Source organism: Cohnella rhizosphaerae, from assembly GCF_029525575.1.
In the GTDB taxonomy this organism is placed as follows: Bacteria; Bacillota; Bacilli; order Paenibacillales; family Paenibacillaceae; genus Cohnella; species Cohnella rhizosphaerae.
The window spans coordinates 712,137-734,600 of the sequence record NZ_JAPDIA010000009.1; the positions used below are offsets into that span (position 1 = coordinate 712,137).

Consider the following 22,464-nt stretch of genomic DNA (forward strand, 5'->3'; position numbering starts at 1 on the left):
CGCCGACCTATAAGGAACCTACGTGCCGCTAAAAGCAAAAAGTTACTCTACAGGTTTATGGTAAGCGAGGGGCTCATGGAAGGCCGCGTTTTGTCTGCTAGGCAACCAGACAAAATGCGGCTTTTGCGCGTGCCTATGATATCCGGTCTAACCGGCAATCGCGCGATCGGAGCGGATGAACGTCTTTGCAGTTCCCCGGTTGTCTGTTAAGATATTCAGAAAATTCAACCTCATCCGACAGGGGCGGCGACAACATGGTTCCTCCGTACGCAATCTTGCTGGTAGACGATCAGCCGATCGAGACGCAAACGGTTCGCAAACTGATCGAGAAACATCGTTTGCCCTTGCGCGTATCGACGGCGGCGAACGGAGAGGAGGCGTTGGCGCAGCTGCGCGCCGAGGGCTGCGATATCCTGTTCACCGATATCAAAATGCCGCGAATGAACGGTCTCGATCTGGCCCGTCATGCCAGGCTGCTCAATCCATCCGCGCAATTGGTCATCTACAGCGCGTTCGGCGAATTCGAATACGCCAAGGAAGCGATCGATCTGGGGGCCATCCATTATTTGTTGAAGCCGCTGGATATCGAGGAATTTCTGGCCGTCATGGACAAAGCGATCGGTCTCGCCAAGCGCGCGCGGGAGACCAGGCCCCATCATCCTGCCGTCGAAAATGAGGGCGAGGGGAGGGAGCCCGGAACCGCGATCTCCGGATGAAGAAGCGTCCGAAGACGGCGTACGCAAGGTGATCCGCGACATTTTGAGGCTGGTCCAGGAGGAATACGGCAACGCCGACCTCAATATCGATTATTTGGCCGCCCAAGTGTATCTGTCCGCCAGCTATCTCGGCCATCTGTTCAAGACCCATACGGGTGAAAACCTGGGCAAGCACATCGTTCGCGTGCGGATGGAGCAAGCGGGCCGGCTGCTGGCGTCGACGCATCTCAAAGTCGCGGACGTCGGGCAGAAGGTCGGCTACGGCAACCCCTCGTATTTCTCCATGCTGTTTAAAATGCAGTACGGCTGCACCCCGGCCCAATACAGGGAAAAGGGAGCCCGCCCATGAACGGGCTGCTCCGGGGGTTCCGCGATCTCTCGCTCCGCAAGAAGCTTATCCTGTCGTACTGCGCGGTTATCATTATCCCCCTGTGCCTCCTTGGCGCCTATGCCTACGGCAGCGCGAACCAGGACCTGAAGCGTCAGCTTCGCGTTTCCTCCGCCGCGACGGCGGACCAGCTTGCCTCGGAGCTGGCCTACCGCTTCGAGCGGCAGGAGTATCCGATCAAGTCCATCGTATTTAATCCGAAGGTCGTCAGCGCGGTCTCCGATACGGACAAGGACGTGTACGAGCTGGCGGTGGAGCTCAACGAGGACGTCGAGCCGATCTTCTGGAACTATCTTTTTTTTATGTCGGAGATGAAGGAGATCGCGATTTATTCGGAGCGCAGAAATACGCCGTTCGGCAATTTTTTTCAGCCGGCCTCCCTCGTTCGCGGACAACCTTGGTACGTCGAAACCGGCACCTCCACGGCGACGCGCTGGTGGAGCGACGGCAGCACGCTGTTCGCCACCCGCAACATTTACGAGCCGGGCAACGGGGGAGCGGCAGGGCATGCTGTACATTCGCTTCGACTTCGAGCGCATGGTCGGCGAAGTGGCGAACAAGATCAACGGCGCCGACGGCGTCGTGCTGAAGGACCGCGACGGCGGCATCGTCTATTCCTCGCTGAAGGAGGGGACGGCAGCGTCGCAGGCCGATTTCCTCCGCATGGACCGGACCATTCCGCAGACGGGCTGGACGCTGTCCTACTATGCCGGGACCGGACATATCGCCGAAGGCACGGCGAGCATTATCCAGGCGACCGGCGCCATGATTCTGCTATGCATGGCGGTGCTGTCGGTCATCATCGCGCTGTTCTCCCGCACGCTGCTGCACGGACTCAACAAGCTGAACGATCGCATGAAGCGGGTGGAGGAGGGCGAATTGGATCTCGTCGTATCGGCCGCTTCCAGGGACGAGATCGGACAGCTGACGAACCGCTTCGGACATATGCTGAGGCGGATCAACCTGCTGATCGAGGAGTCGTACGTCAACCGGATCGCCAGAAAAGAGGCGGAGCTGACTGCCCTGCAGGCGCAGATCAATCCGCACTTTTTTGTACAATTCCCTGTCGCTGATCAACTCGCAGGCGATCGGCAGAGAAGCGTACGATATCAGCCGCACGGTGACGCTGCTGGCGAAGTTCTACCGGACCGCGCTGAACAAAGGGAAAGAGTACATCTCGGTCCGCGACGAGGTGGCGATGGTACGGAGCTACGTCGAGCTGCAGCAGATCATGTCCGGCCATGCCTTCGACGTCGTATACGAGCTGGAAGAACGCGTCTATCCCCTGGGCATCGTGCGGCTGGTGCTTCAGCCGCTGGTCGAAAACGCGATCGATCACGGCCTGAAGGAAAAAACGGAGGGCCTTCGCATGCTGACGATCGGCGGCTGCATCCGGGGCGGCGATCTCGTGCTGTCGATCTCCGACACGGGCGTCGGCATGGACGAGGAGACCGCCGCCGGATTGCTGACGAGCCATTCTTCCGGCTACGGCTTGACCAACGTCCACGAGCGGCTGCGCCTGTACTTCGGGGAGCCGTACGGACTGGCCGTATCGAGCCGGGTCGGCGTCGGCACGACGGTGGAGGCGCGGCTGCCCGGGACGCAGCGAAGCGCACATCCAGCGGTTTTTCGATAGAGATCGATAAATTGTTGTATTTCGAAGGGGCTCTTCTTCTTCGTATACTGAACTGGCAGGAGCGCGCGGCGACAACCCGGGGTCGCCGCATCAACGAGAAGAGAAGGGGATGTTCGTCGTTATGACCAAAAAGCTGCTTGCCGCCGCCTCCATCTTGCTGGGTCTTGCGCCGATTCTGGCGGGCTGCGGCTCGGACGGCAAAGACAATGCGGACGCTTCGCGTCCGGCTTCGCAACAAACATCGAATGCAAACGCTTCATCCGAAGGGCCGAGCGGCGCCGCCGCGAAGGTGAAAGTCAGAATGTCCTACTGGAACAAGGAAGACAGCATGAAGACGCTGCTCAAGCTGATCGAAGAAAGCTGCCGAACGTTGACCTGGAGTATCAGTTCATCGACGCGACCCAGTACGACACGATCATCAAGACGCAGCTCGCGGCCGGCGAAGGGCCGGACATCGTCGGCGGACTGATCGACGAGACGACGGTCAAGCTCGGCTATTTCGAGGACCTTACCCCGCGCTTTGCCGGGAAGTATTACGACTCCGGCACCTCGTACGTGACGTTTGACGGCAAGCTGTACGGGCTTCCCCAGGCGAGCTGGTTCAACGGCATTTACTACAACGTCGATCTTTTCAAAAAATACAATCTTCAGATCCCGAAGACGCTGGACGAATACTTCGCCGTCGCCAAAACGTTCCAGGACAACGGCATCAAGCCGCAGGCGATCGGGCTCAAGAACGCGAACGTCGCCATGCAGTCCTTCATCGCGCTGGCGCTGAACGACTACATCGGCATGCCGGAAGGCAAAGGCTTCGACGAAGCGTTCCGGACGGGGAGCGCGTCCATGAAGGAAGCGCTGCTGCCGGCCCTGAACACATGGACCGAATACCTGAAGCGGGGCATCTTCACGAAGGACATGCTGGGCCTGGAGGAAGAGCAGGCGATCGACGAATTCACCAGCGGCAAGGCGGCCATGTTCCAGACAGGCCCCTGGTACATGGATACGTTCAAGCAGAAAAACCCGGCTATGAACATCGGCATGTTCCCCAACCTCGGCACCAAAGGCGGACCGGGCTGGATGGTCGGCGGTCCCGGCGTCGCCTTCGGCATCAACGCCAAGTCGACGGCGAAGGAAGCGGCGTTCCAGGTGCTGGAGCTGCTGTCTACGCCCGAAGGGCAGGAAGCCTATTGGAACGACAACAAAGGCGGCTCCTCCTTCCTCAAGGGCGTCGAGTTCGAGATGCCGGCCGAGTACCGCGACGCGCAGGAAGCGTTCAAGCAGGGCAACGTGTACTTCCCGCCGAACGGCTGGGGCGCGCTGCGCAACCCGATCATCGACGAGCTCGGCAAGATGATCCAGGCGGTCGTAGGCGGACAGGAGACGCCCGAGCAGGCGCTCGCTTCGGTGGACAAAAAAGCCGCCGCGCTCCGCAGCAAATAATCCGTGCAGGGAAGGGGCCGTGCATGCCGTACGCCGCTTCCCTTTTTTATGAAAGGAACAGAAGCCCGATGCTACGTATACGATCGAGACGGCCGGGACGCCTGGAACCCGCGTACGCGCTGCTGCTGCTGCCGGCATTGGCCGTATACGTCCTGTTTTTCGTCTATCCGGCGGCCGGTACGTTTTATTACAGCTTTACGAACTGGTCGGACGTTCATCCGAATCAGGTCTCCTTCGTCGGATGGCGCAACTATCGCTCGATCTTCCGGGAAGACATCTATGTGACCGGCATTCGCAACACGCTGACGTACGCCGTTATTTCCACGATCCTGATCAATGCGCTCGCGATTCCGCTCGCCGCGGCGCTGAACCGCGGATTTCGGACGCGCGCGCTGCTTCGCTCCGTCTTTTTCATGCCCGCCGTCTTCAGTCCGCTGATCATCGGCTTCCTCTGGAGTTATCTGTATTCCACCTCCGACTTCGGCCTGATCAACCGCGGACTCGCCGCGCTCGGCATCGGCAAGATCAACTTCCTGGGCGACTCCGATATCGCGATTTATGCCGTGATCCTGACGCAGGTATGGCAGTGGGTCGGCTACAACATGGTCATTTACCTGGCCAACCTGCAGAGCATCAACCCGGAATACTACGAAGCCGCGAAGCTGGACGGGGCCGGCCCGCTGCAGTCTTTCGGCCGCATCACTCTGCCGCTTCTGGCGCCGGCCATCACCTTCTGCACGGTCACGGTCATGATCAGCGGCCTTAAGGTATTCGATATCGTCTACTCGCTCACCTCCGGCGGGCCCGGACATGCGACGGAAACGATCGTGTCCTTGATGGTCAAAAAAGGGACTCGGCGAAGGCTTCTATGCCTTCGGCTCCGCCTTCGGCATCGTATTCGTCGCGATGGTCGGCATCATCACGTATTTGCAGCTTAGGCTTGTAAAGCTCTGGGGGGAATCGCTGAAATGAAAATCGACCGACGGACCGGAAGCCGCAGGTCATGGGCTAGCAGGCTCGCGGAAGCGGCCATGTGGCTTGCGGCTGCCGCGTTTATCATCCCTGTCTACTATTTGTTCGTCACCACCTTCAAGTCGCCGGCCGAGGCGCTGCGCCGCCCGCTCGGACTGCCGTCCGACTGGTCGTGGCACAACTATGCGGTCGCGCTGGACACGATGCAGTTCGGCCGGGCGCTCGCGAACAACGTTACGATCAGCGCAGGCGCGGTGGCCGGCATCGTCCTGTTCGCCGCGATGGCTTCGTATTCGCTGGCGCGCAGACGCCGCCGCTATACGCGATTCGTATTCGTCCTCTTCCTCGCCGGCATGATGGTGCCTTATCAGATGGGCATTCTGGCGCTTTTCCGGCTCGTGTCGGAGCTGGGGCTGATGAATACGCTGACGGGCGTCATTTTGATCGAGATCGCTTACGGCTTGCCCTTCTCCATTTTCCTCCTCAAAGGCTTCATCGAATCGACCGTGCCGCTCGAGCTGGAGGAAGCGGCCAAGATCGACGGCTGCACGGTGTACCGCACCTTCCGCTCGGTGACGCTGCCGCTGCTGACGCCCGTCCTGGCGACGGTTACGATTTTGAACGTACTCGGCACCTGGAACGACTTCATTACGCCGCTTCTGTTTTTGCAATCGCGCGACAAAGGCGTGCTCCTGCTGGAAGTATTCAGAAATATCGGACAATTTTCGGTCGATTGGACGAGCCTGTTTCCCATGCTGTTCCTATCGATCGCGCCGCTGCTGCTATTCTATCTGTTTCTCCAGCGCTATATTATCGCGGGCATGACCTCGGGTTCGCTGAAGGGATAAAGGAGACGCCGACGGACATGAAAAAGGGCTTTGTATACACGGGAAGACATACGCAGGAAATCTCATTTCCGCTCGGCGGAATCGGGACGGGATGCATCGGCCTGGCCGGCAACGGCGGCCTGACCGATTGGCAAATTCGCAATCGCCCTTCCCACATGAACCTGAACGGCTTCTCCTTCTTCGCCGTCAAGGCGGAGCGGGACGGACAGACGGTGATGGCCAAGATCGTCCAGGGCGACAAGCAGCCGCCTTATTCGGGAGAAGGGCGCGGCAAATTCGAGGGCTACGGCTTCGGCCCGCGCCGGGGACAGATGACGGGCTTTCCTCATTTTCGCGATTGGACGTTCAAGGGGCAGTTCCCGGTGGCCGAGCTCGAATTCAAGGATGCCGGGGATCCGCTGCGCGTGAAGCTGACCGCGTTTAACCCGTTTATACCGATGAACGACGCGGACTCGTCGCTGCCGGCGGCGATCTTCGCCTACGAGGTGTTCAACGAATCCGAGCATCCGCTTGACGTCTCTCTCGTCGGGTGCGTCTCCAATCCGTTTACCGAGCAGTCGTTCAACGCCTCGTTCGATGCGGACGGCGTCAGCGGCGTCGCGCTGTCTACGGCCGCGCGGACTTCGGAGGATCCGGATTACGGAGAGCTGACGATCGCCACGGACGCGGACGATATCAGCAGGCAGACCTACTGGTACAGAGGCGAGTGGTTCGACAACGTGACCGTGTTCTGGAAAGAATTCGCGTCGCCGGGGCGTCTCCGGGAACGAGCGTACGCGGCGCCGCGGGATCTGGACGCCTACCGCGTCGTCGAGAAAAATTACGATACTTGCAGCCTGGGGGCGCATCGTACGCTAGGACCGGGGGAGAGCGCGGTGTTCCGCTTCGCGATCGCCTGGCATTTCCCGTGGGCGTACAATTACTGGAATCCGCCCGCGGACTCGGACGGCGGCCGCGCGGCCGCCTGGAAGAACTACTATGCCGTACGGTTTAAAAGCGCCGCGGAGACCGCTTCCTATGTGCTCGCGGAATACGAGCGTCTGTTCGGCGAGACGCGCTTGTTCAAGGATACGCTTTTTTGGCTCCAGCCTGCCGGAGGCGGTGCTGGACGCGGTGTCGGCCAACTTGTCGACGCTCAAGTCGCCGACGGTGCTGCGTTTGACGGACGGCACGCTGTACGGCTTCGAAGGCTGTCATACCGACGAGGGCTCCTGCGAAGGGAGCTGCACGCATGTATGGAACTACGAGCAGGCGCTTGCTTTTTTTGTTCCCGGGGCTCGCCAGAGCGATGCGCGGCGCCGACTACTTGTACAACCAGTACCCGAGCGGCAAGATGGCCTTCCGCCTCATGCTGCCGCTGGGCAGGGAGAAGTGGGATTACCATGCGGCCGTCGACGGCCAGATGGGCGCCATCGTCCGTACCTACCGCGAGTGGAAGCTGTCGGGCGATACGGCGTGGATGCGGTCCCTCTGGCCCGCGGTCAAAAAGGCGCTGGCCTATGCCTGGCATCCGGACAACGAGCACGGCTGGGATCGCGACCGGGACGGCGTGCTGGAGGGCGCCCAGCATCATACGCTCGATGTCGAGCTGTACGGCCCGAGCGCGTATTTGAACGGCTATTACCAGGCCGCCTTGCTTGCGGCGTCGCGGATGGGCGAGGCCGTGGGGGACGAAGACGCGGCCGAGTATGCCCGCCTGTATGCGCAAGGCAGGGAATGGATCGACCGCCACGCGTTTAACGGCGAATATTATCGTCAATTGCTCGACCTTGCCGATGACCGATACCCGATCGATCCCGAGCTGGGCCAGATCAAGTACCAGATCGGCGAAGGGTGCCATATCGACCAGGTGATCGGCCAATGGCATGCGAGCATCGCGGGGCTGGGCGATATTTTCGACCCGGGGCAGGTCCGCCGGGCGCTCGCCAGCATCTATCGCCATAATTTTGCGTCCATGCGCGGTCACGCCAACGCCAACCGGGTGTACGCGCTCAACGACGAGCGGGGCTTGCTCGTATGTACCTGGCCGAACGGCGGGCGGCCGCTCGTCCCCGTCCCCTGACGCGGACGAATGCATGACCGGCTTCGAATACCAGGCGGCGAGCCATATGATCTACGCGGGCATGGTGGAAGAAGGCTTGTCCGTCGTAGAGGCCGTTCGGGAGCGCTACGACGGGGAGCGGCGCAACCCGTGGAACGAATTCGAATGCGGCAGCCATTACGCGCGGGCGATGTCCTCTTATGCGCTGCTGCTCGCCATGAGCGGGACGGCGTTCGATCTGACAAGCGGCGTGATCGGCTTCACGCCCGCCGCGGCGCCGGGCGGACGTTTCCGCTGCTTCTGGTCGCTTGGCGGCGGCTGGGGGGAGGTGGACATGTCGGCAGGCTTGCTGCGGCTGACGTTACTGGGCGGCGCGATTACGCTTCGCGGTGTTCGCAGCGGCGGGCTGGCAGGCGCGTCCGGGGGGCAGCGTGACCGTGAACGGCGCCGACAGGCGCAGTATCGTCGCCGATGGCGCGGCGATGCTGGAGGAGCCCGTCACGCTGGAGGCGGGAGCGAATATGACGATCCATTACTAAATAATCGTAATCGGGAGGAATCGGTCTATGCACGCAGCCATTCGAGGTTTGACGATGATGCTGATCGCCTTGATGTTGCTCGGGGGCGTCGCCGGTCCGGTCTTGCCGGCGTCCGCCTATTACGCCGAGACGGATTATCCGCACGCGGGAACCGAGCTGGTGGGGAACGGGAGCATGGAGTCGGTATCCGGCGGCTCCGCCGGCGGCTGGATCGGCTGGTACGCCGGCTATACGGTGGATTCGTCCGTCAGCCGTTCGGGCTCGCGTTCCTTGTCCTGCGAGCTGACGGGCGCAGGCGAGTGCGGCGGCTACCAATTCATATCGCTGAATCGTACCGAGGCCAAGCCGCTCAAGATCGTCGGGTGGAGCAAGGCGCAAAATGTCAGCGGCGGCGTCTCCACGGACTATTCGCTGTGGGTCGATCTGACCTATACGGACAACACGCATCTGTACGGCGAAGCCAAAGGCTTCCAGACGGGCACGCACGACTGGGAGAAGGCCGAGATGTATATCGATCCGGAAAAGCCGGTCAAGGAGATGACCGCATATCTGCTCATGCGCGGCAAGACGGGAAAAGTCTGGTTCGACGACGTATCCGTACAGGAGCTGCCGGCCGGTCTGCTGGCGAACGGCGCGTTCGAGACCGTTGCCTCCGGCAAGATCGCCGGCTGGGGAGAATGGCAGAACGGTTATACGGTCGCCGCGGGGGGAAGGAAGAGGCGCGAGCGTCGCCGCCAAAGCGACGAATGCGTCGGGAACCGGCGAGTACGGCATCTACAGGACGGCGACGCTGAACCGCACGACGGTCAAGCCGCTGCTCGTGCGCGGCTGGAGCAAGGCGAACGGGGTTGCGGGAACGACAGGCGCTTCCTACTCGCTCTATGCGGACCTGACCTATTCGGACGATACGCATGAGTGGGGACAATACGCCGCGTTCGATGCCGGGACCCATGACTGGCAGCCGCGGCAGCTTTATATCAATCCGGCGAAGCCGGTCAAGGAGATCGCCGTGTACGCGCTGTTCAACGACCGCGCAGGCACGGTCTGGTTCGACAACGTCACGCTGGAGGAGCTGCCGGACGCCGCCGAGGCCGGCATCGCGATGCAGAAGCGCGAGCTGTCCGCGACCGGCGCCGAGCGCCTGCAGAACGGTTCGCTGCAAAACGCGACCGGCGCGACGATCGACGGCTGGGGCTCGTTCGGGCACGGCTACGCCGTAGAGGCCGGCGGCGGGCGCGGCGGCAGCCGGGGAGTCAAGCTGACCAACGCGGCCGGGACCGACGCTTCGGGCATTTACCAGACGCTGCAGCTGAACCAGTCTTCGCCGAAGCTCATCGTCTTCAGCGGCTGGAGCAAGGCGGCGAACGTCAGCGGGGACATCGACCGCGGCTACGCGCTTTACATGGACGTGTTCTATGCGGACGGCACGAGCCAATTCGCGCAGACGATGCCTTTTCGCACGGGCAGCCACGACTGGCAATACGGACAGCTTTATTTCCAGCCGCAAAAGGCGGTACAGACGATCTCCGTCTACGGTATCTTCCGGGACGGCCATACGGGCGAAGTGTGGTTCGACGACTTCTCGGTCAAGGAGATCGCCGCGGAGGCTTCCGTATTCGAGGACGCGCTCGTCACGCCGCTGCCGTTCGATCCGGGAAGCGCGTACGCGACGCTGCAATCGCAGGACGGTCTGGCGTTGTCTCTGGGCGATCGGGGCATCGCTTCGCTGAAGCTGGGCGGCAGCGAACTGGCGTCGGCAAGCACGGCGTCGGGCTTTCTGGTCCGCGATCAGGCGGCGGATTCGGACGTATACGGATTCGCGCGCTCGGCGGGCAGCCGGACGGACGGTTTCAGCGGCACCGCCGAAGGGCTCGATCTGAGCGTGGACGCGGCCTTTGAAGCCGTGCCCGGCGGGATCAAGGTGTCGGGCAAACTGACGGATCTGCGCGGCGCGGACCGGGCCGTCACGCTTACCTATGCGCTGCCGGTCAACGCGGACGGCTGGAAGTGGGGCGACTACGTTCGCGGCGAACGGACGATCCGTACCGGGCAGGCGGGCGATGTGTACACGAACAGCCAGATTCCCGATTTCGAGACGGGCCCGCTGTCCATCTATCCGATATCGGCCATTTACGATCCCGCCACGGGCAAAGGATTGTCGCTGGGCACGGATTATCATCGCCCGACGCATTACCGGCTCGACTATAACGGCAGCACGCGGCAATTGCTGATTACGTTCGAGCTGGGTCTGTCTCCGGACACGGACAACTTCCCGTCGGCCGCGGACTTCGGCTTCGTCATTTACGGCTTCGACGGCGCGCAAGGCTTCAGAGGCGCTTTCGATAAATATATGAAGCTTTTCCCCGAGTTCTACGAGGTCAGAATTCCGGATCAAGGCATCTGGATGCCGTTCGCCTCGATCTCCGACATTCCGGACAACGAGGACTTCGGCTTCCGGTTCAAGGAAGGCGACGACGATCCGACCGACACCGCCTACGCCAATGCGAACGATATTCTGGTGTTCCATTACCAGGAGCTGTCTTCCTGGTGGCAGAGCATCGACCCGCAACTGCCCAAGACGGTCGCGACGGCGGAGGGCGCGCGCGATGCCGCGGCCGCTACAGGCGAGGAGAAGGCGCAGATGGCGCAGGCGGCCGCAATGCAAAACGCCGCGGGCGACCCGTACCTGCAGTGGCTCGATACGCCGTGGAACGTGGGCGCGCTCTGGATGATCAACGCGAACCCGGACCTGCCGGGCGACTCGAACGGCTACCGGATGTATTTTAGCGAAGACAAGATGGATGCCCGCTACAATACGACGGGTCCGAAGCCCGACGGTGAGTATTTGGATACGCTTGACGGCTGGCCGTACACGCTGAACTACAACCGCGACCATTTCGCCTATGCGATCGCGCCGCTCGTATACTCCAAGGTGACGCTGCAGCCTGCCGTACACCGGGCGTTTTCCAGCTTGGAAGCCACCACCCGCCTGGCGGACGACCTCCATGCCGACGGGCGGTACCTGATGGCCAACGGAACGCCCCATGCCTACTCGATGTATATGCCGTGGCTCGACGCGATGGGCAACGAACGCAACTGGCTGGGCGCTGGCGACGCCTTTAATCCCGATTCGGACGAGACGCTCAGCAAGTACCGCACGCTGTCCGGGGCGAAGCCTTACCTGATGCTGCAAAATACCGACTTCACCAAGTTCGGCCATGCCTACATGGAGCGCTATATGGAGAAGCTGCTGTTCTACGGCATCTATCCGAGCGCGTTCAGCGCAACGGCGGACAATGCGTCCAACTATTGGAAAAACGCAAGCTTCTACGATCGCGACAGAGGACTGTTTCTCACCTACATCCCGCTCGTAAAAGCGGTGGCGGAAGCGGGCTGGCAGCCGGTGACGCGCGCAAGCGCGAGCCAATCGTCGATCGCGATGGAACGCTACGGCGCGGGCGACACCGTCTATCTCACGCTCATGAATCAAGGCAGCGCGGCGGCGGCGACGACGATCACGATCGACCGTGCGGGAATGGGGCTCGGCGCGCAAGTGACGGCGCTGGAGATGACCGGCAATACGCCCGTCTCGTCAACAGGCGACCAATTCTCGCTGACGCTTCAGCCCGACGAGGTCAAAGTGGTGAAACTGACGACGCAGCCCTGACAGAACCGGCAACTGAAAGAATCAATACAAGCGGCTGCTTCGGCCGCGGCGCTAACGACATCATGAAACGCTTGAAGGCACTGAAGGAAGAGGCGTCGAAGTAAAACCGTGAAGGCCCGCATTCGCTTTTCCTTAAGGAAAACGCGGATGCGGGCTTTTTACGACTGATCGGAAATGCTGAATAAGAAGGGTGGGTAGCCGTGGAAGGCAGGTCGGACAGCGGGTATCGGACTCAGGAGGCGCTATTTCGTAAAAATCGATCCCATGGCTATTGTTTCGGACTGGAGGGACGTTATTTCCTCGGATTAAGGCAAAGGAAGGCAGGAAATCCCGCGATAGCGCCTCCTGAGTCCGCGAGCGGGGCGCGCAGCGCGATCGGAAGAGGAATAACGGCCCCTCAGTCCGTCACCTGCGCCGCCGATGCGTTCGATTCCGCCCGAATGGCAATTCCGATAGCGTATGAAGCATACTCCTTCGGAACAGCGTCGACGGGTTGTTTTATTTAGGCTATTTACGAGATTTTTGCGTGCCGGATCGCGGCCTCGATAGAATGGCGCAGCGTCTTGATAAACGTCCGCATCGCGTAGCCGACGTATCTGTCGCTGCGGTAGACGAGGCAGATGTCCTGGCTCGGCGTAGGCTGGATGAGGCGCAAGGTTCGTATATCGGGGCGATCCAGGTTTTCCAGCAGCAAGCGAGGCAGCACGCAGGCGCCGATGCCCTGTTCCACCATTCGCAGCAGGGTGACCAGCGTCGTCGCTTCCATATGAGGCTGAACGCGAAATCCCTGCTCGCCGCAGCATTGCTCGAGCAGCCTGCGGCATTGATGGTCGCCAGGGAACAGGACGAGTCGGAGCGACGCCAGCTTAGCCAGGGGCACGGCGCTCTCGGCCGCGAGCGGATGCCGACTGTCCACGGCCAGCGCGAACTCCTCGCGGAACAAGGGGATCGCGGTCAGACGCTCGTCGGCGACGGGACTGATCGTGACGCCGATGTCGAGGCTGCGGTCGAGCACCTGCTCCGTAACCTTCATCGTTTCCAGCAGCGATACCGACACCTGCGGGTAGGCGCGGTGAAAATCGAGCAGCAGTGCGTTGAACAACAGGTCCGCGTCTCCGGGAAGGACGCCAATGGACAGCGCCCCGCCTTGCTTGTGCTTCAGATCCGCGATCGCGTCGCTCGCCTGCCGCAGCTGTCCGAGCGCGGCGGAGCCGTGCTCCCGCAGGATCGCGCCGGCGTCGGTAAGCACGATTTTTCTCCCGACGCGGTCGAACAGCAGCATGCCGAGCTCCTCCTCCAGCGCCCGAATTTGCTGGCTGATATTCGGCGCGCTCACGCCCATCCGCTCGGCCGCCCGGGAGAAGTGAAGCTCCTCGCAGACAGCCATAAAATATTGAAGCTGCTTCAGCTCCATTTCCATCCCCGCTTCCCGTACGCGAACTTATGGCATCCATCCGCCGTTCCCTTTATTTTCAAGCGCGAGCCTCGCTTGTGTCAACGTTCGATCGTTAAGTTCTGCTTAACGTTTCGATAAGGGCGGCTGCATTGATGGTACCTGTGAACGGACGTAAACTGAGGTCAGTTTCAGATTCCGCCCATTCGCCGAGGAGGTATGATTCATGTCTCAGATCATTTTGGATTCCGCCAAAACCGTCCGCCGCTTGTCCATGGATGCGATCGAAGCCATTCCCGAATCGCTGTTCGACGTCCGTCCCGAAGGCTTCAACAACACGATTCGCTGGAACGTCGGACATCTCATCTACTGGATGGACGCATACCGGTCGCTTTGCTTTTCCGCCGAGTCGGCTATTCCGGCCTCGTACGCGGCCTTCTTTAACTCCGGCACGAAGCCCGCGGATTGGACCGCGGCGCCGCCGGACAAAGAGGAACTCCTCGCGATGATGGCGCGCCAGCTCGCGTCTGTAGGCGAGATCGGGCCGGCCAGGTTGAACGAGCCGCTCCCGTCGCCGCTGCAGTTCGGACCGCTCACGTTCCGCCTTGCGGGCGAGCTGTTCAACTTCGGCCTGATGCACGAGTCGATGCATCTGGCGACTTGCGGGAGTTTGGTCAAGGCGGCAATCGCGCGATCGGCAGGTGTATCCGCGTCCTGAAGACGAAAAAGCGGTGAAGCAAAGTGGCAGCCGCTCCAAAAAGATCGCCTCCCCCCTAAACCTTTCCGGCTGGGTGAAGGCGATCTTCTTATTTTGCAGACCCGCGGTTTAATAATCGAACGAGAAGCTTGAAGAGAGGCCGTACTGCGAGATGGCCTTTTTTGATATGGATCATCGCCCACAGGCCTTCCGCGGACGATTCGCCACCGGCTCCGCGGTTGACCGTCGGCACGCCGCCGTTGACGGTGATGCCGTCGAACACGGCCCCCTGGCCCTTATATGTCCCCGTGCCGAGAGCACCGTCATACATATCCGCCAGCGCGTTGTTATTGCCGATGAACCAGGTCGCCACTCGTTTCGCATATTCGAGATATTGCGTGCGCTTGGCCGCCGCGTCCGCCCGCCCCGACAGGTAATAAGCTTCGGCAAGCGCCTTGAGCCCGACGACGAGCGAGGAGTTCTGGTAGGCGAACTGCGCGGAATTGGTATGGAACTGCGCGCTCCAGCCGTTGATCTGGGTGATTCGCTCCTTGGTGCGGCTGAAGTTGTTGACGCCGTCGATATAGTGATAGGCTTCGAGGCCGTAAAAGTTGTCCGCCGAATACGTAATGATATCCAGCAGGCCGTTCAGTTGCGCCGGCGTTTGGCCGATCGATCGCTTCATTGCGTACACGTTGGAGAGGGCGTAGATTTGGAGCTCGCCCCAAGCGTACCAATTGCCGGCGGTCGCGTCGTCGACGAAGATGCCGTTTCTCCAATCGGTCGTGTGAAGCTGCTTGGCGGTGATGCTGTTCAGAAGCACGTCGATCTGCGCGTAAAGAGTACTCTGTGACGGACGGTCGTCATAGGTCGCGGTCGTGTTGCTGTTGGCCGGAAGAACGGGCGTATAGGTGCCGTAGTCCGTCGTGCCGTACAGCAGCCTGTAATAATCGGTGAAGGCGATAAGCAGGTTGCTGGCCATTTTCGAGTCGAAGCCCGACAGATTATAGGCGAGCACGTTGTTCATCATGCGCTGGATATGATTTTCGAGGAATTTGGCGAAATAGAGCTGGTCGGCGGTCAGCGAACCGTTCGTGTATATGAGTTTTTGCAGCATGTGCAGCCCTTTGACCATCGCCCACAAATTACGCGCGTCGTCGAGCCCGATCTCGTGCGTGCTGGTGGTCCAGGTCTTCTTGATGCCGGTCTTGTAGCCGGTGACGCCGCCCGATGCGGTCGTATAGAGCGGACCGTCGTAGACGGGGGCGATATCGGCGCCTGTCGGATCGCGCAGGTCGTCCATGTAAATCGAGTACTTCGGATGCGAGATAAAGGGCGGGGCGGCGACAGGTTGGTTTGAGGCGTTCGTCAAAATATGAGAAGAGTCCGAGGCGGCGTCCATCCAGTCGCCGTTCGGCAGCGCGGAAGGATACTGGGTGCGTTTGACGAATTCCGACCGGTACATAAAATGTTTGTCGACACCTTGCTGCACCGGGTCCCAGCCAAACAGCGCCGGCGCGTCCAGCCAGGCGAAATTGTATACCTTGCCGCTTAAAGTCGTCATATAGGCCGTAAACGCGAGCAGGTCCCGCGCGCTTTGGTAGGACGCCAGGTTGCCGTTCAGCAAATAATCGTCGGCCAGCGCGATGGCCGCCCGGGCGGAATCGTCGACGGCGCTGGCGCCTTCCGCCATATCCTGCGTGTAGTTCCAGCCGTTCGCCAGCCAGTTTCCGTTTTTCTCCGTCGCGTAGAGAACAAGGGACTTCATGGGCCAGCCGTTGACGGCCGTATAACCGCCGCTGCCGAGCACCGTGTCGTAATAGGCGCTGTCCGGCCAGGAGACGCCATGCTGATTGGTGCGCTGACCGTTGCCCGTACCGAGCGCATAGGAGAAGCCGGTGGTGGCCGAGTGCGAAGTCACCGCTTGCCAATTGAGATGTGCGAAGTTGACTGGAAAGTTGGCGAAGTCGACGGTTTTGGTGGCTGCGTAAGCGGAAGGGGCATAGCCGGCGAGCAGCGAACCGGTTATGGCGAGGGCGATCGCCTTGTTTAAATGCTTCATGATCATTTTCCTCCTTTGGTTACGCTTTCAATTTTTTGGGTCTGCAGCGTCTTAAACCACAGGCAATGACATCCTCCTTTCGCTTTTCTGAAAGAGTTACATTATTTCTTTCGTAAATTATCATAAAGTTTGTCATATGTGGTCGTCAAGCATCTCGCTCTAAAACGCCACACAGTAAACAGAAACGGTAGGTGTAACGCAGACGTTTGTAAGTCTTTCATGATCGGTGCTATACTAAAATAAAAACGGGAGCAACGAATCGATGAACATTTACGATATCGCAAAGGAAGCGGGCGTCTCCATCGCCACCGTATCCCGCGTGATGAATAAGCCGGAGGCCGTCAACGTCAAGACGCGCGATCGCGTGCTCCAGATCATGGAGCGGCATGGCTTCTCGCCCAAGCTCGGCGCTTCCGTGCAGCGGCCCAAGGAGCTGGCATTTTTTACGTCGACGCGGTCGCTTCCCGTGGAGAGCAGCATCATTTCCGGCATCGGCGAGGTCGCGTTCGCCGAACGGATGAGCGTTAAGCTGTGCGCGCTCGAGGATGTGCCGAAGAAAAAGGAAGATCTCCAGGCCTATTTTGCGGAGAAAGGGATCGGGGCCGCGATCTTTACGACCGTTCCCTATACGGAGGAGCATTTTGCCGAGCTGGCTTCGGCCGTACCGGCCGTACTCGTCTTCAACCGGCTGCAGACGGTCCGGGTGCCGAGCATTCGCGCCGACCAGCGGAAGGGCGGGTATGCGGCGATCCAGCACTTGGCTTCCATGGGACATGCCCATATCGCCATCGTAGACGAGTTCACGTCGCCGGACCATTACGAACGGCTGGCGGGGGCCAGGGAGGCAGCGGCAGATTGCGGGCTGCGGGAGTTCGGCGAAGAGCATCTGATTCGCGTACGGGACCTTGAGGATGCGGACCGGTGCGCGCAGATCGATCACTACCTGTCCCGCTACCCGTCCACGACGGCGCTGTTCGTGGCGAACGATCATTTCGTGCCGACGCTGTACAGGCATTTTCGCATCAAAGGCGTGCCGATTCCCGAAGCGCTCTCGATCGTCGGCGCCGACGACGTGCCGGGCAGCGCCGACCTTTTCCCGCCATTGACGACGATTCGGCAGCCCGTGAAGCAGATGAGCATGGCCGCGGCCCGCTATCTGATCGACCGCATGCAGGGGGCCGTACAGTCGACGGAGCCGCTTGACGAAGTATACGACGTGCAGCTCGTCGTACGGGCCTCCACCCGGATGCTGGAGAAGGAAGAGCGTGATTAGGCGGCACGCCCTCCGGAAAACCGTATCACTGAAGCACGTGCAGCCGGGCCGCGAGGTCCGGCTTTTTTGAAGAAAATAATTGCCAGAAAGCAGTTAATTTTGGCTCCGGGAGGTTACACGGCGCAAATAGGTGTTAAAAGGCATCTATCTGCGCCGTTGTACTGCCCCAGGAGCAAAAATCCGGAAAATAACTGCCTTTCAGCAACTATCGGGTGACAACTCGCAGTCTCGCGGAAAAATAACTGCCTTCTAACAACTGTTCGTCGCCGCCCGCCGATTCCTCTCCCTACTCCCACCCTGCCTGCCAACCACGCCGGCGTCGGCCAACTACCCAACGCCCAGCCAACACTCCAAGCCACATACCGCACAGTCATTCACCGCCAACTACCCACCGCCCAGTCAACACCGCCAAGTCACATACCATCCAGCCAAACACCGCCAGCCAGCACCTCCTAAGCGCCGAATCATTGTTTTAATTGGTGTCGGTTAGCACTGGTTCGCAAGCAGCAGGCGCAGCAAACGAAGACGCGATCCGGAGGGCAGCGGCGAAAGGCAAATTAGTCGGACGGTCAAGTTAGTCGGACGTCTTAGCGCCAACTGTGTCCGTTTGCGCGAGATTAGATCGTTAGTTTGTAAACGGGCGGTTCGTTTGGCGACTGTTGCGGATACTTGGAGCGATATCCGGACAATCGGAGGCCGCACGAATGACATCCTGGAGGGTCGCGTTCCTGTGAGCGCGAGCGGAAATAAAGAAAACATCGCCCGCGGCCTGCGCAGCCTTTATGCGCTAATCGGCAGGGAAAATGGCGTTTTCGGCTTTTTCCAAACGAACGGATCGGTTGACAGCGGCAAGAGAATGAATCTATAATCAAAATGTAAGTAAAAATGTAAGACTTACAGTAAATTAGAAGAATGACTTGCGTTGTTCGCTGCCCCACGCATCTGATTTCGTTTTCCGTTCCTAACTGTAAGCGGATTCATGCTTTGCCCAGCCATGCAATCATACGAAGGAGGGGATTTTGTGCTGCGCAAATGGACGTCCGGCACGTTGGCAATCACAATCGCGGCCGTATTGGCATTACCGTCGGGGGCAGGGGACAATTCCCGTGCATCGGCGGCCGAGAAGTCTATTGTCTACGACATGCCGAACGCAAACTTTGAATCGCCGCTCGCGGGTACTTGGGACAGCGCCGGAGACACGGAGACGGAGCATTACCTCGCCATGGAGCCGGGCAGCGCCGTTTGGCAGGGCATCCCGGTGACGAACGACGGCAGGGGCCCTTCGGCCGGCGATGTGGTCTACGGCGAGGTGGAGGCGACGGTAAGCGCCGATGCGGACGTCGACGCGAACGTCATGCTGCGGATCAACGACGGCGGACCGGCGCTGGCGGAGGTCAACGATCTCTCGGATGCAGCGAGAGGGGGAGACCGTCAAGCTGACGACAAAAACGATCCATGCCGAAGGCAAAATCGGTGCGGGCAAGCCGGTCGTCTACGTGGAGCTTCACAACGATACCAATGGCGAGATCGACGTCCATCGCGTCAAGCTGTGGGGCGTGAGGGGGAGACGGCACGCGGGTGGAATACCCGGTCGCCAACCCCGACTTCGCCGCGCCGCTCGGCAGCGCTTCGGACTGGTCGAGCGGCGGCGCCGTCACGCGCAAGTCGGCGCTGGTCATGCAGCCGGGCTCCGCGGTGTGGCGGAATCTCCCGGTCGGAAGCGGCGAACGCCAGCCGCATGCCGGCGACAAGCCGGCCGTCTCGCTCCGGCTGATGCTTCATCCGGACGCGACGCGGACGTCCTCCGTAACCGCCAGAGTGAACGACGGCGCGAACACGCTGCTCGAGATCTCGGATCTGTCCGCCGTTAAGCGCGGCGCCTGGCGCACCGTCAGCGACGAATCGGGACCGCCCGTTCCGGATGGCGCGGCCCAGCTCTGGCTGGAGCTGCACAACGACAATACGGCGCCCATCCGCGTGACGGACGTCCAGGTGACGGCCATGCGGGATGACCGCAGCTACGACCTGGACGGCAGCGGCAGCGTGGACGCGGCGGATCTCGCCTTCCTGCAGGCGACAATCAAACGGGGCACGCTGGTCGCCGAGCTGGACTACGACAAGGACGGCCAACTGACGGGCAAGGACGCCTCCTTTTTCCGGAAATTCGCGTTGAGGGATTCTGCCGAAGTGTATGCCAACTTCGATCATTTCCGGTTCATGAACGAGAAAATCGAGATCGACGGCATTCCGATGTTCATCTCCCATCTGTACGCGGAGCCCGTCGACCGGAGCGATCTCGGCCAAGGCTACAAGTGGGTCGGCGATCCGCAGGAGGGGGGTGGCGGCGCTCGACGACGTCGCCCGCGCCGTCCTCGTCTATGTCGAGCATTACAGGACGTACGGCGACGCGTACAGCTACGACATGATCAAGCGCGGCCTGTCGTTCGCCATGTGGATGCAGTCGCCGGAGGGCGACTTCGACAACTTCGTCGCCGAGGATGCCCAAGGGAAGCTGTATAAAAAAGGACAGCCACTCCTCGTTCACCGGCTTCGGCTTCTGGGCGGTCCGCGCCTACGAGGCGATGGCGGCGGCGCTGCCCGCGCTCGAGGCCAAGGACGCGGCATTCGCCGCGAAGGTGCGGACGCGGGCGGCGCTCTGTCTCGAGCGCGTCCGGCAACTGGTAATGCCGCTTTACGGCACGTACGACAACGTTGACGGCAAAAAAGCGCCCGCATGGCTGCTGCAGCGCGACAACTGGCTTAGCTCGGCCGCGATCTCGGCGCTGGCGCAGCATCAGGGGGCGCTGCCTGCCGGGACGCAGAAAAACACCTCGCTTGCGCTCGTCCGGATGCTCGGCGAAGGTCTGGCGATGTCGCAGGAAGGCGACTTCAATACGTATCCGCTCTCCGCGTTCCTGCACAGCGACGGCACCTGGTATGAATGGGGCAGCACCCAGATAAAGGCGATGGCGATCGCCGGGCAGCTGAGCGGGAGAAGCGATTGGATCCAGGCGGCCGAGCAGGCGGCGGACAGCTTCCTGAGCGACCTGCTGATCTCGGGCAGGGCTTATCGGCGGTCGCCGAACAAGGCGGCTTATCCGCAGATTAATTACGGCACGGCGAGCTACGTTGAAAATCTGCTGGCGCTGTACCGGGTGACCGGCAAAACGAAGTACGCCGAGATGGCCGGCATCGCGGCGGCCTGGTGGACCGGCGATACGCGCGACGGCGTCGCCATGTTCGACCAGACGACCGGCGCGGCGTTCGACGGCGTCACGGACAGCGGCGTGAATACGAACAGCGGCGCCGAGTCGGTCGACGAAGCGCTGCGGGCGATTCTTCGAATCAAGCGGGAGCCGGCCGCCGCGCGCTTGATGACGGCAACGAAGGCAGAGAGCCGCGGCGTTCAGACATTGGAGGCGGAGCAGCTCTATCGGCAAGGCGCCGGAGACGACGAAGAGATTCCCGTGGCGGATGCCGGTTTGAACGATCCGGCGCGGGCGCTCCGCAAGCAAAGCAACGCACCGAGCACCGACGAAGCTGCCGTCTATGCGGATGCGACATCGCTAGATGCCGAAGCGGAAATATACCCCGGCTGGTTCGGCAAGCGGGCGATCTTCGTGGAGGCGACGGGGCACGACAACGTGCGGATCTACGGCGACGGCTACTTGTATCGCGATGTGCCTGTCGGCGGCGCGGACGGGCTTCGGCCAGGCGACTCCGTCAAACTGGACTTTGCGGCGATGCTGCAGTTCGATACCGACCTTGCGGCGGAGGTGCTGGCGGTCGACGCGCAAGGCCAAACGACGCTGCTCGCCGACGATAGCGCGATGACGTACGCCAGCCGCACTTGGTACTCCGGACAGTCGACGGTCAAGACGACGCCAAAAGCGCAAATACCGGAAGGGACGGCCAAGCTGCGCATCCGATTCTCCAATGCGTCGACGAATCCGCTGCCGCACGAAGGCTACGCGACGGTCACGCTGGCCAAGCTCTACAGGATGAGCGTGCCGGAGATCCGGTACGGCAGCCCGTCGCTGTCGCAGGGCAGCTACGTGCGGATGACGGCAGACGCGAGCCGTAGCTTCGCCGTCGAAGTGCCGGGAGCGGGCGAATACGACGTTTACGCGAGCGTCATTCAGCGCGTGCCGGGTCAGGCCGCGACGCTGTCGGCTTCCCTGAACGGGGCTGCGCCGATGAAAACGACGCTGGCCGGGACGGACGGGCGAATCGCCATTGTCCGGCTCGGGTCCGTCAATCTGGCAAAGGGAGCAGGTACGCTCGTTCTGAAAAGCGTCGGCGCCGAAGCGGAACTGGATGCCGTGTATTTGTATCCCGTCGAAACCTCTGTCACGTACCGCGCCCTGGACGGGAGCCTGCGCACGATTGTCCGGGACAGCCGCAGCCGCAGCCTGACCGCCGGTACGCCGGCGGCGGTCGCCGCACGCGACCGCGTCGTTATCTCGTCGGTCGAGGCCGAAGGCGCGGGCCGGATCGTTCGGGTGGAGGGAACGGTCAAGACGGCCGGCGGCAAGGCGGCGAGCAAAGCTGACGTTCGCGTCGCGATCGGCGGCATCGCGCAAGAAGAGCGTGTTCGAACGGATGCGAACGGCCGGTTCAAGGCGGTGCTCCATCTGACGAAGGGCTGGCAGGGAGGCTTATACCGAGTGGAGGCATCCACTGCGACGGGATCGGGCACCGAACGGATCGCGCTGGCGGGCGACAAGAAGAAGGGATGAGGAAAGATGGCAAGCGATGCGGGAACGGCGGACGCCCTGCGCTCGCAAGAAGA

At 61.2% G+C, this 22,464-nt stretch carries 18 protein-coding genes and 3 pseudogenes; 18 read left to right on the forward strand and 3 right to left on the reverse strand.

What is annotated here, in order from left to right; all coding sequences use genetic code 11:
• Positions 1 to 254: 254 nt before the first annotated feature.
• The 11 genes and pseudogenes from OMP40_RS37395 to OMP40_RS42895 all read left to right on the forward strand — a co-directional run.
• Positions 255 to 716, forward strand: a complete 462-nt coding sequence (locus tag OMP40_RS37395; protein ID WP_277539190.1) for a response regulator — start codon at positions 255 to 257, stop codon at positions 714 to 716.
• A 28-nt stretch (positions 717 to 744) separates the two neighbouring features.
• Positions 745 to 1,065: a helix-turn-helix transcriptional regulator gene (locus tag OMP40_RS37400; protein WP_277539192.1), complete on the forward strand. Its 321-nt coding sequence runs from the start codon at positions 745 to 747 to the stop codon at positions 1,063 to 1,065.
• An 894-nt stretch (positions 1,066 to 1,959) separates the two neighbouring features.
• Positions 1,960 to 2,007, forward strand: a pseudogene (locus OMP40_RS42890) (hypothetical protein); the annotation flags it as partial.
• A gap of 148 nt (positions 2,008 to 2,155) precedes the next feature.
• Positions 2,156 to 2,740: a sensor histidine kinase gene (locus OMP40_RS37410; RefSeq protein ID WP_277539196.1), complete on the forward strand. Its 585-nt coding sequence runs from the start codon at positions 2,156 to 2,158 to the stop codon at positions 2,738 to 2,740.
• 121 nt (positions 2,741 to 2,861) lie between these two features.
• Positions 2,862 to 3,209: a hypothetical protein gene (locus tag OMP40_RS37415; protein ID WP_277539198.1), complete on the forward strand. Its 348-nt coding sequence runs from the start codon at positions 2,862 to 2,864 to the stop codon at positions 3,207 to 3,209.
• Positions 3,158 to 4,180, forward strand: a complete 1,023-nt coding sequence (locus tag OMP40_RS37420) for an ABC transporter substrate-binding protein (protein ID WP_277539738.1) — start codon at positions 3,158 to 3,160, stop codon at positions 4,178 to 4,180. Before OMP40_RS37415 ends, OMP40_RS37420 begins: the two co-directional genes overlap by 52 nt.
• Before the next feature lie 68 nt (positions 4,181 to 4,248).
• Positions 4,249 to 5,118 carry a carbohydrate ABC transporter permease gene (locus OMP40_RS37425; protein WP_277539199.1) on the forward strand — a complete coding sequence of 290 codons (870 nt, stop codon included), beginning with the start codon at positions 4,249 to 4,251 and terminating at the stop codon, positions 5,116 to 5,118.
• 30 nt (positions 5,119 to 5,148) lie between these two features.
• Positions 5,149 to 6,000, forward strand: a complete 852-nt coding sequence (locus OMP40_RS37430; protein ID WP_277539201.1) for a carbohydrate ABC transporter permease — start codon at positions 5,149 to 5,151, stop codon at positions 5,998 to 6,000.
• A 17-nt stretch (positions 6,001 to 6,017) separates the two neighbouring features.
• Positions 6,018 to 7,031, forward strand: a pseudogene (locus OMP40_RS37435) (GH116 family glycosyl-hydrolase); the annotation flags it as partial.
• A gap of 371 nt (positions 7,032 to 7,402) precedes the next feature.
• The gene (locus tag OMP40_RS37440) at positions 7,403 to 8,062 is read left to right on the forward strand and encodes a GH116 family glycosyl hydrolase (RefSeq protein WP_277539203.1); all 660 of its coding nucleotides are present in this window, start codon (positions 7,403 to 7,405) and stop codon (positions 8,060 to 8,062) included.
• 13 nt (positions 8,063 to 8,075) lie between these two features.
• Positions 8,076 to 8,189, forward strand: a pseudogene (locus OMP40_RS42895) (hypothetical protein); the annotation flags it as partial.
• A gap of 50 nt (positions 8,190 to 8,239) precedes the next feature.
• Here OMP40_RS42895 and OMP40_RS37445 read toward each other — a convergent pair.
• A complete protein-coding gene (locus OMP40_RS37445; protein ID WP_277539205.1) occupies positions 8,240 to 8,377 on the reverse strand; it encodes a hypothetical protein in 138 nt (45 codons plus the stop codon).
• Positions 8,378 to 8,430: 53 nt separating this feature from the next.
• Between OMP40_RS37445 and OMP40_RS37450 the strand changes: the two genes are divergently transcribed.
• From OMP40_RS37450 to OMP40_RS37460, 3 genes are read left to right on the forward strand one after another with little or no spacing between them, the layout of a single operon-like run.
• Entirely contained in the window at positions 8,431 to 8,580 is a 150-nt protein-coding gene (locus OMP40_RS37450; RefSeq protein WP_277539207.1) for a hypothetical protein, read from the forward strand.
• A gap of 27 nt (positions 8,581 to 8,607) precedes the next feature.
• Complete coding sequence (locus OMP40_RS37455) at positions 8,608 to 9,495, forward strand: hypothetical protein (RefSeq protein ID WP_277539210.1); 888 nt, start codon at positions 8,608 to 8,610, stop codon at positions 9,493 to 9,495.
• Positions 9,401 to 12,247 (forward strand): hypothetical protein, encoded by a 2,847-nt coding sequence (locus tag OMP40_RS37460; RefSeq protein ID WP_277539212.1) that lies wholly within the window; start codon positions 9,401 to 9,403, stop codon positions 12,245 to 12,247. Before OMP40_RS37455 ends, OMP40_RS37460 begins: the two co-directional genes overlap by 95 nt.
• Positions 12,248 to 12,758: 511 nt before the next feature.
• Here OMP40_RS37460 and OMP40_RS37465 read toward each other — a convergent pair.
• Positions 12,759 to 13,661, reverse strand: coding sequence for a LysR family transcriptional regulator (locus tag OMP40_RS37465; protein WP_277539739.1), 903 nt, complete (start codon positions 13,659 to 13,661; stop codon positions 12,759 to 12,761).
• 205 nt (positions 13,662 to 13,866) lie between these two features.
• Here OMP40_RS37465 and OMP40_RS37470 point away from each other — a divergent pair, with 205 nt between their 5' ends.
• Complete coding sequence (locus OMP40_RS37470; protein ID WP_277539214.1) at positions 13,867 to 14,358, forward strand: DinB family protein; 492 nt, start codon at positions 13,867 to 13,869, stop codon at positions 14,356 to 14,358.
• Between the two features lie 88 nt (positions 14,359 to 14,446).
• Here OMP40_RS37470 and OMP40_RS37475 read toward each other — a convergent pair whose 3' ends face one another.
• Positions 14,447 to 16,399, reverse strand: coding sequence for a hypothetical protein (locus OMP40_RS37475; RefSeq protein ID WP_277539216.1), 1,953 nt, complete (start codon positions 16,397 to 16,399; stop codon positions 14,447 to 14,449).
• Between the two features lie 262 nt (positions 16,400 to 16,661).
• Here OMP40_RS37475 and OMP40_RS37480 point away from each other — a divergent pair, with 262 nt between their 5' ends.
• The 3 genes from OMP40_RS37480 to OMP40_RS37490 all read left to right on the forward strand — a co-directional run bounded on the left by OMP40_RS37480 (position 16,662) and on the right by OMP40_RS37490 (position 22,411).
• Positions 16,662 to 17,672: a LacI family DNA-binding transcriptional regulator gene (locus OMP40_RS37480; RefSeq protein WP_277539217.1), complete on the forward strand. Its 1,011-nt coding sequence runs from the start codon at positions 16,662 to 16,664 to the stop codon at positions 17,670 to 17,672.
• Positions 17,673 to 19,250: 1,578 nt separating this feature from the next.
• The gene (locus OMP40_RS37485; RefSeq protein ID WP_277539220.1) at positions 19,251 to 20,192 is read left to right on the forward strand and encodes an EF-hand domain-containing protein; all 942 of its coding nucleotides are present in this window, start codon (positions 19,251 to 19,253) and stop codon (positions 20,190 to 20,192) included.
• Positions 20,171 to 22,411, forward strand: coding sequence for a hypothetical protein (locus OMP40_RS37490; RefSeq protein ID WP_277539222.1), 2,241 nt, complete (start codon positions 20,171 to 20,173; stop codon positions 22,409 to 22,411). Before OMP40_RS37485 ends, OMP40_RS37490 begins: the two co-directional genes overlap by 22 nt.
• Positions 22,412 to 22,464: the final 53 nt, after the last annotated feature.

Bases quoted from the DNA above. Each gene is read 5' to 3' on its own strand.
- OMP40_RS37395 (WP_277539190.1), top strand. From the start codon at position 255: ATGGTTCCTCCGTACGCAATCTTGCTGGTAGACGATCAGCCGATCGAG.
- OMP40_RS37415 (WP_277539198.1), top strand. From the start codon at position 2,862: ATGACCAAAAAGCTGCTTGCCGCCGCCTCCATCTTGCTGGGTCTTGCG.
- OMP40_RS37425 (WP_277539199.1), top strand. From the start codon at position 4,249: ATGCTACGTATACGATCGAGACGGCCGGGACGCCTGGAACCCGCGTAC.
- OMP40_RS37430 (WP_277539201.1), top strand. From the start codon at position 5,149: ATGAAAATCGACCGACGGACCGGAAGCCGCAGGTCATGGGCTAGCAGG.
- OMP40_RS37440 (WP_277539203.1), top strand. From the start codon at position 7,403: ATGGGCGCCATCGTCCGTACCTACCGCGAGTGGAAGCTGTCGGGCGAT.
- OMP40_RS37445 (WP_277539205.1), bottom strand. From the start codon at position 8,377: ATGTCCACCTCCCCCCAGCCGCCGCCAAGCGACCAGAAGCAGCGGAAA.
- OMP40_RS37455 (WP_277539210.1), top strand. From the start codon at position 8,608: ATGCACGCAGCCATTCGAGGTTTGACGATGATGCTGATCGCCTTGATG.
- OMP40_RS37465 (WP_277539739.1), bottom strand. From the start codon at position 13,661: ATGGAGCTGAAGCAGCTTCAATATTTTATGGCTGTCTGCGAGGAGCTT.
- OMP40_RS37470 (WP_277539214.1), top strand. From the start codon at position 13,867: ATGTCTCAGATCATTTTGGATTCCGCCAAAACCGTCCGCCGCTTGTCC.
- OMP40_RS37475 (WP_277539216.1), bottom strand. From the start codon at position 16,399: ATGAAGCATTTAAACAAGGCGATCGCCCTCGCCATAACCGGTTCGCTG.
- OMP40_RS37480 (WP_277539217.1), top strand. From the start codon at position 16,662: ATGAACATTTACGATATCGCAAAGGAAGCGGGCGTCTCCATCGCCACC.
- OMP40_RS37490 (WP_277539222.1), top strand. From the start codon at position 20,171: ATGCCCAAGGGAAGCTGTATAAAAAAGGACAGCCACTCCTCGTTCACC.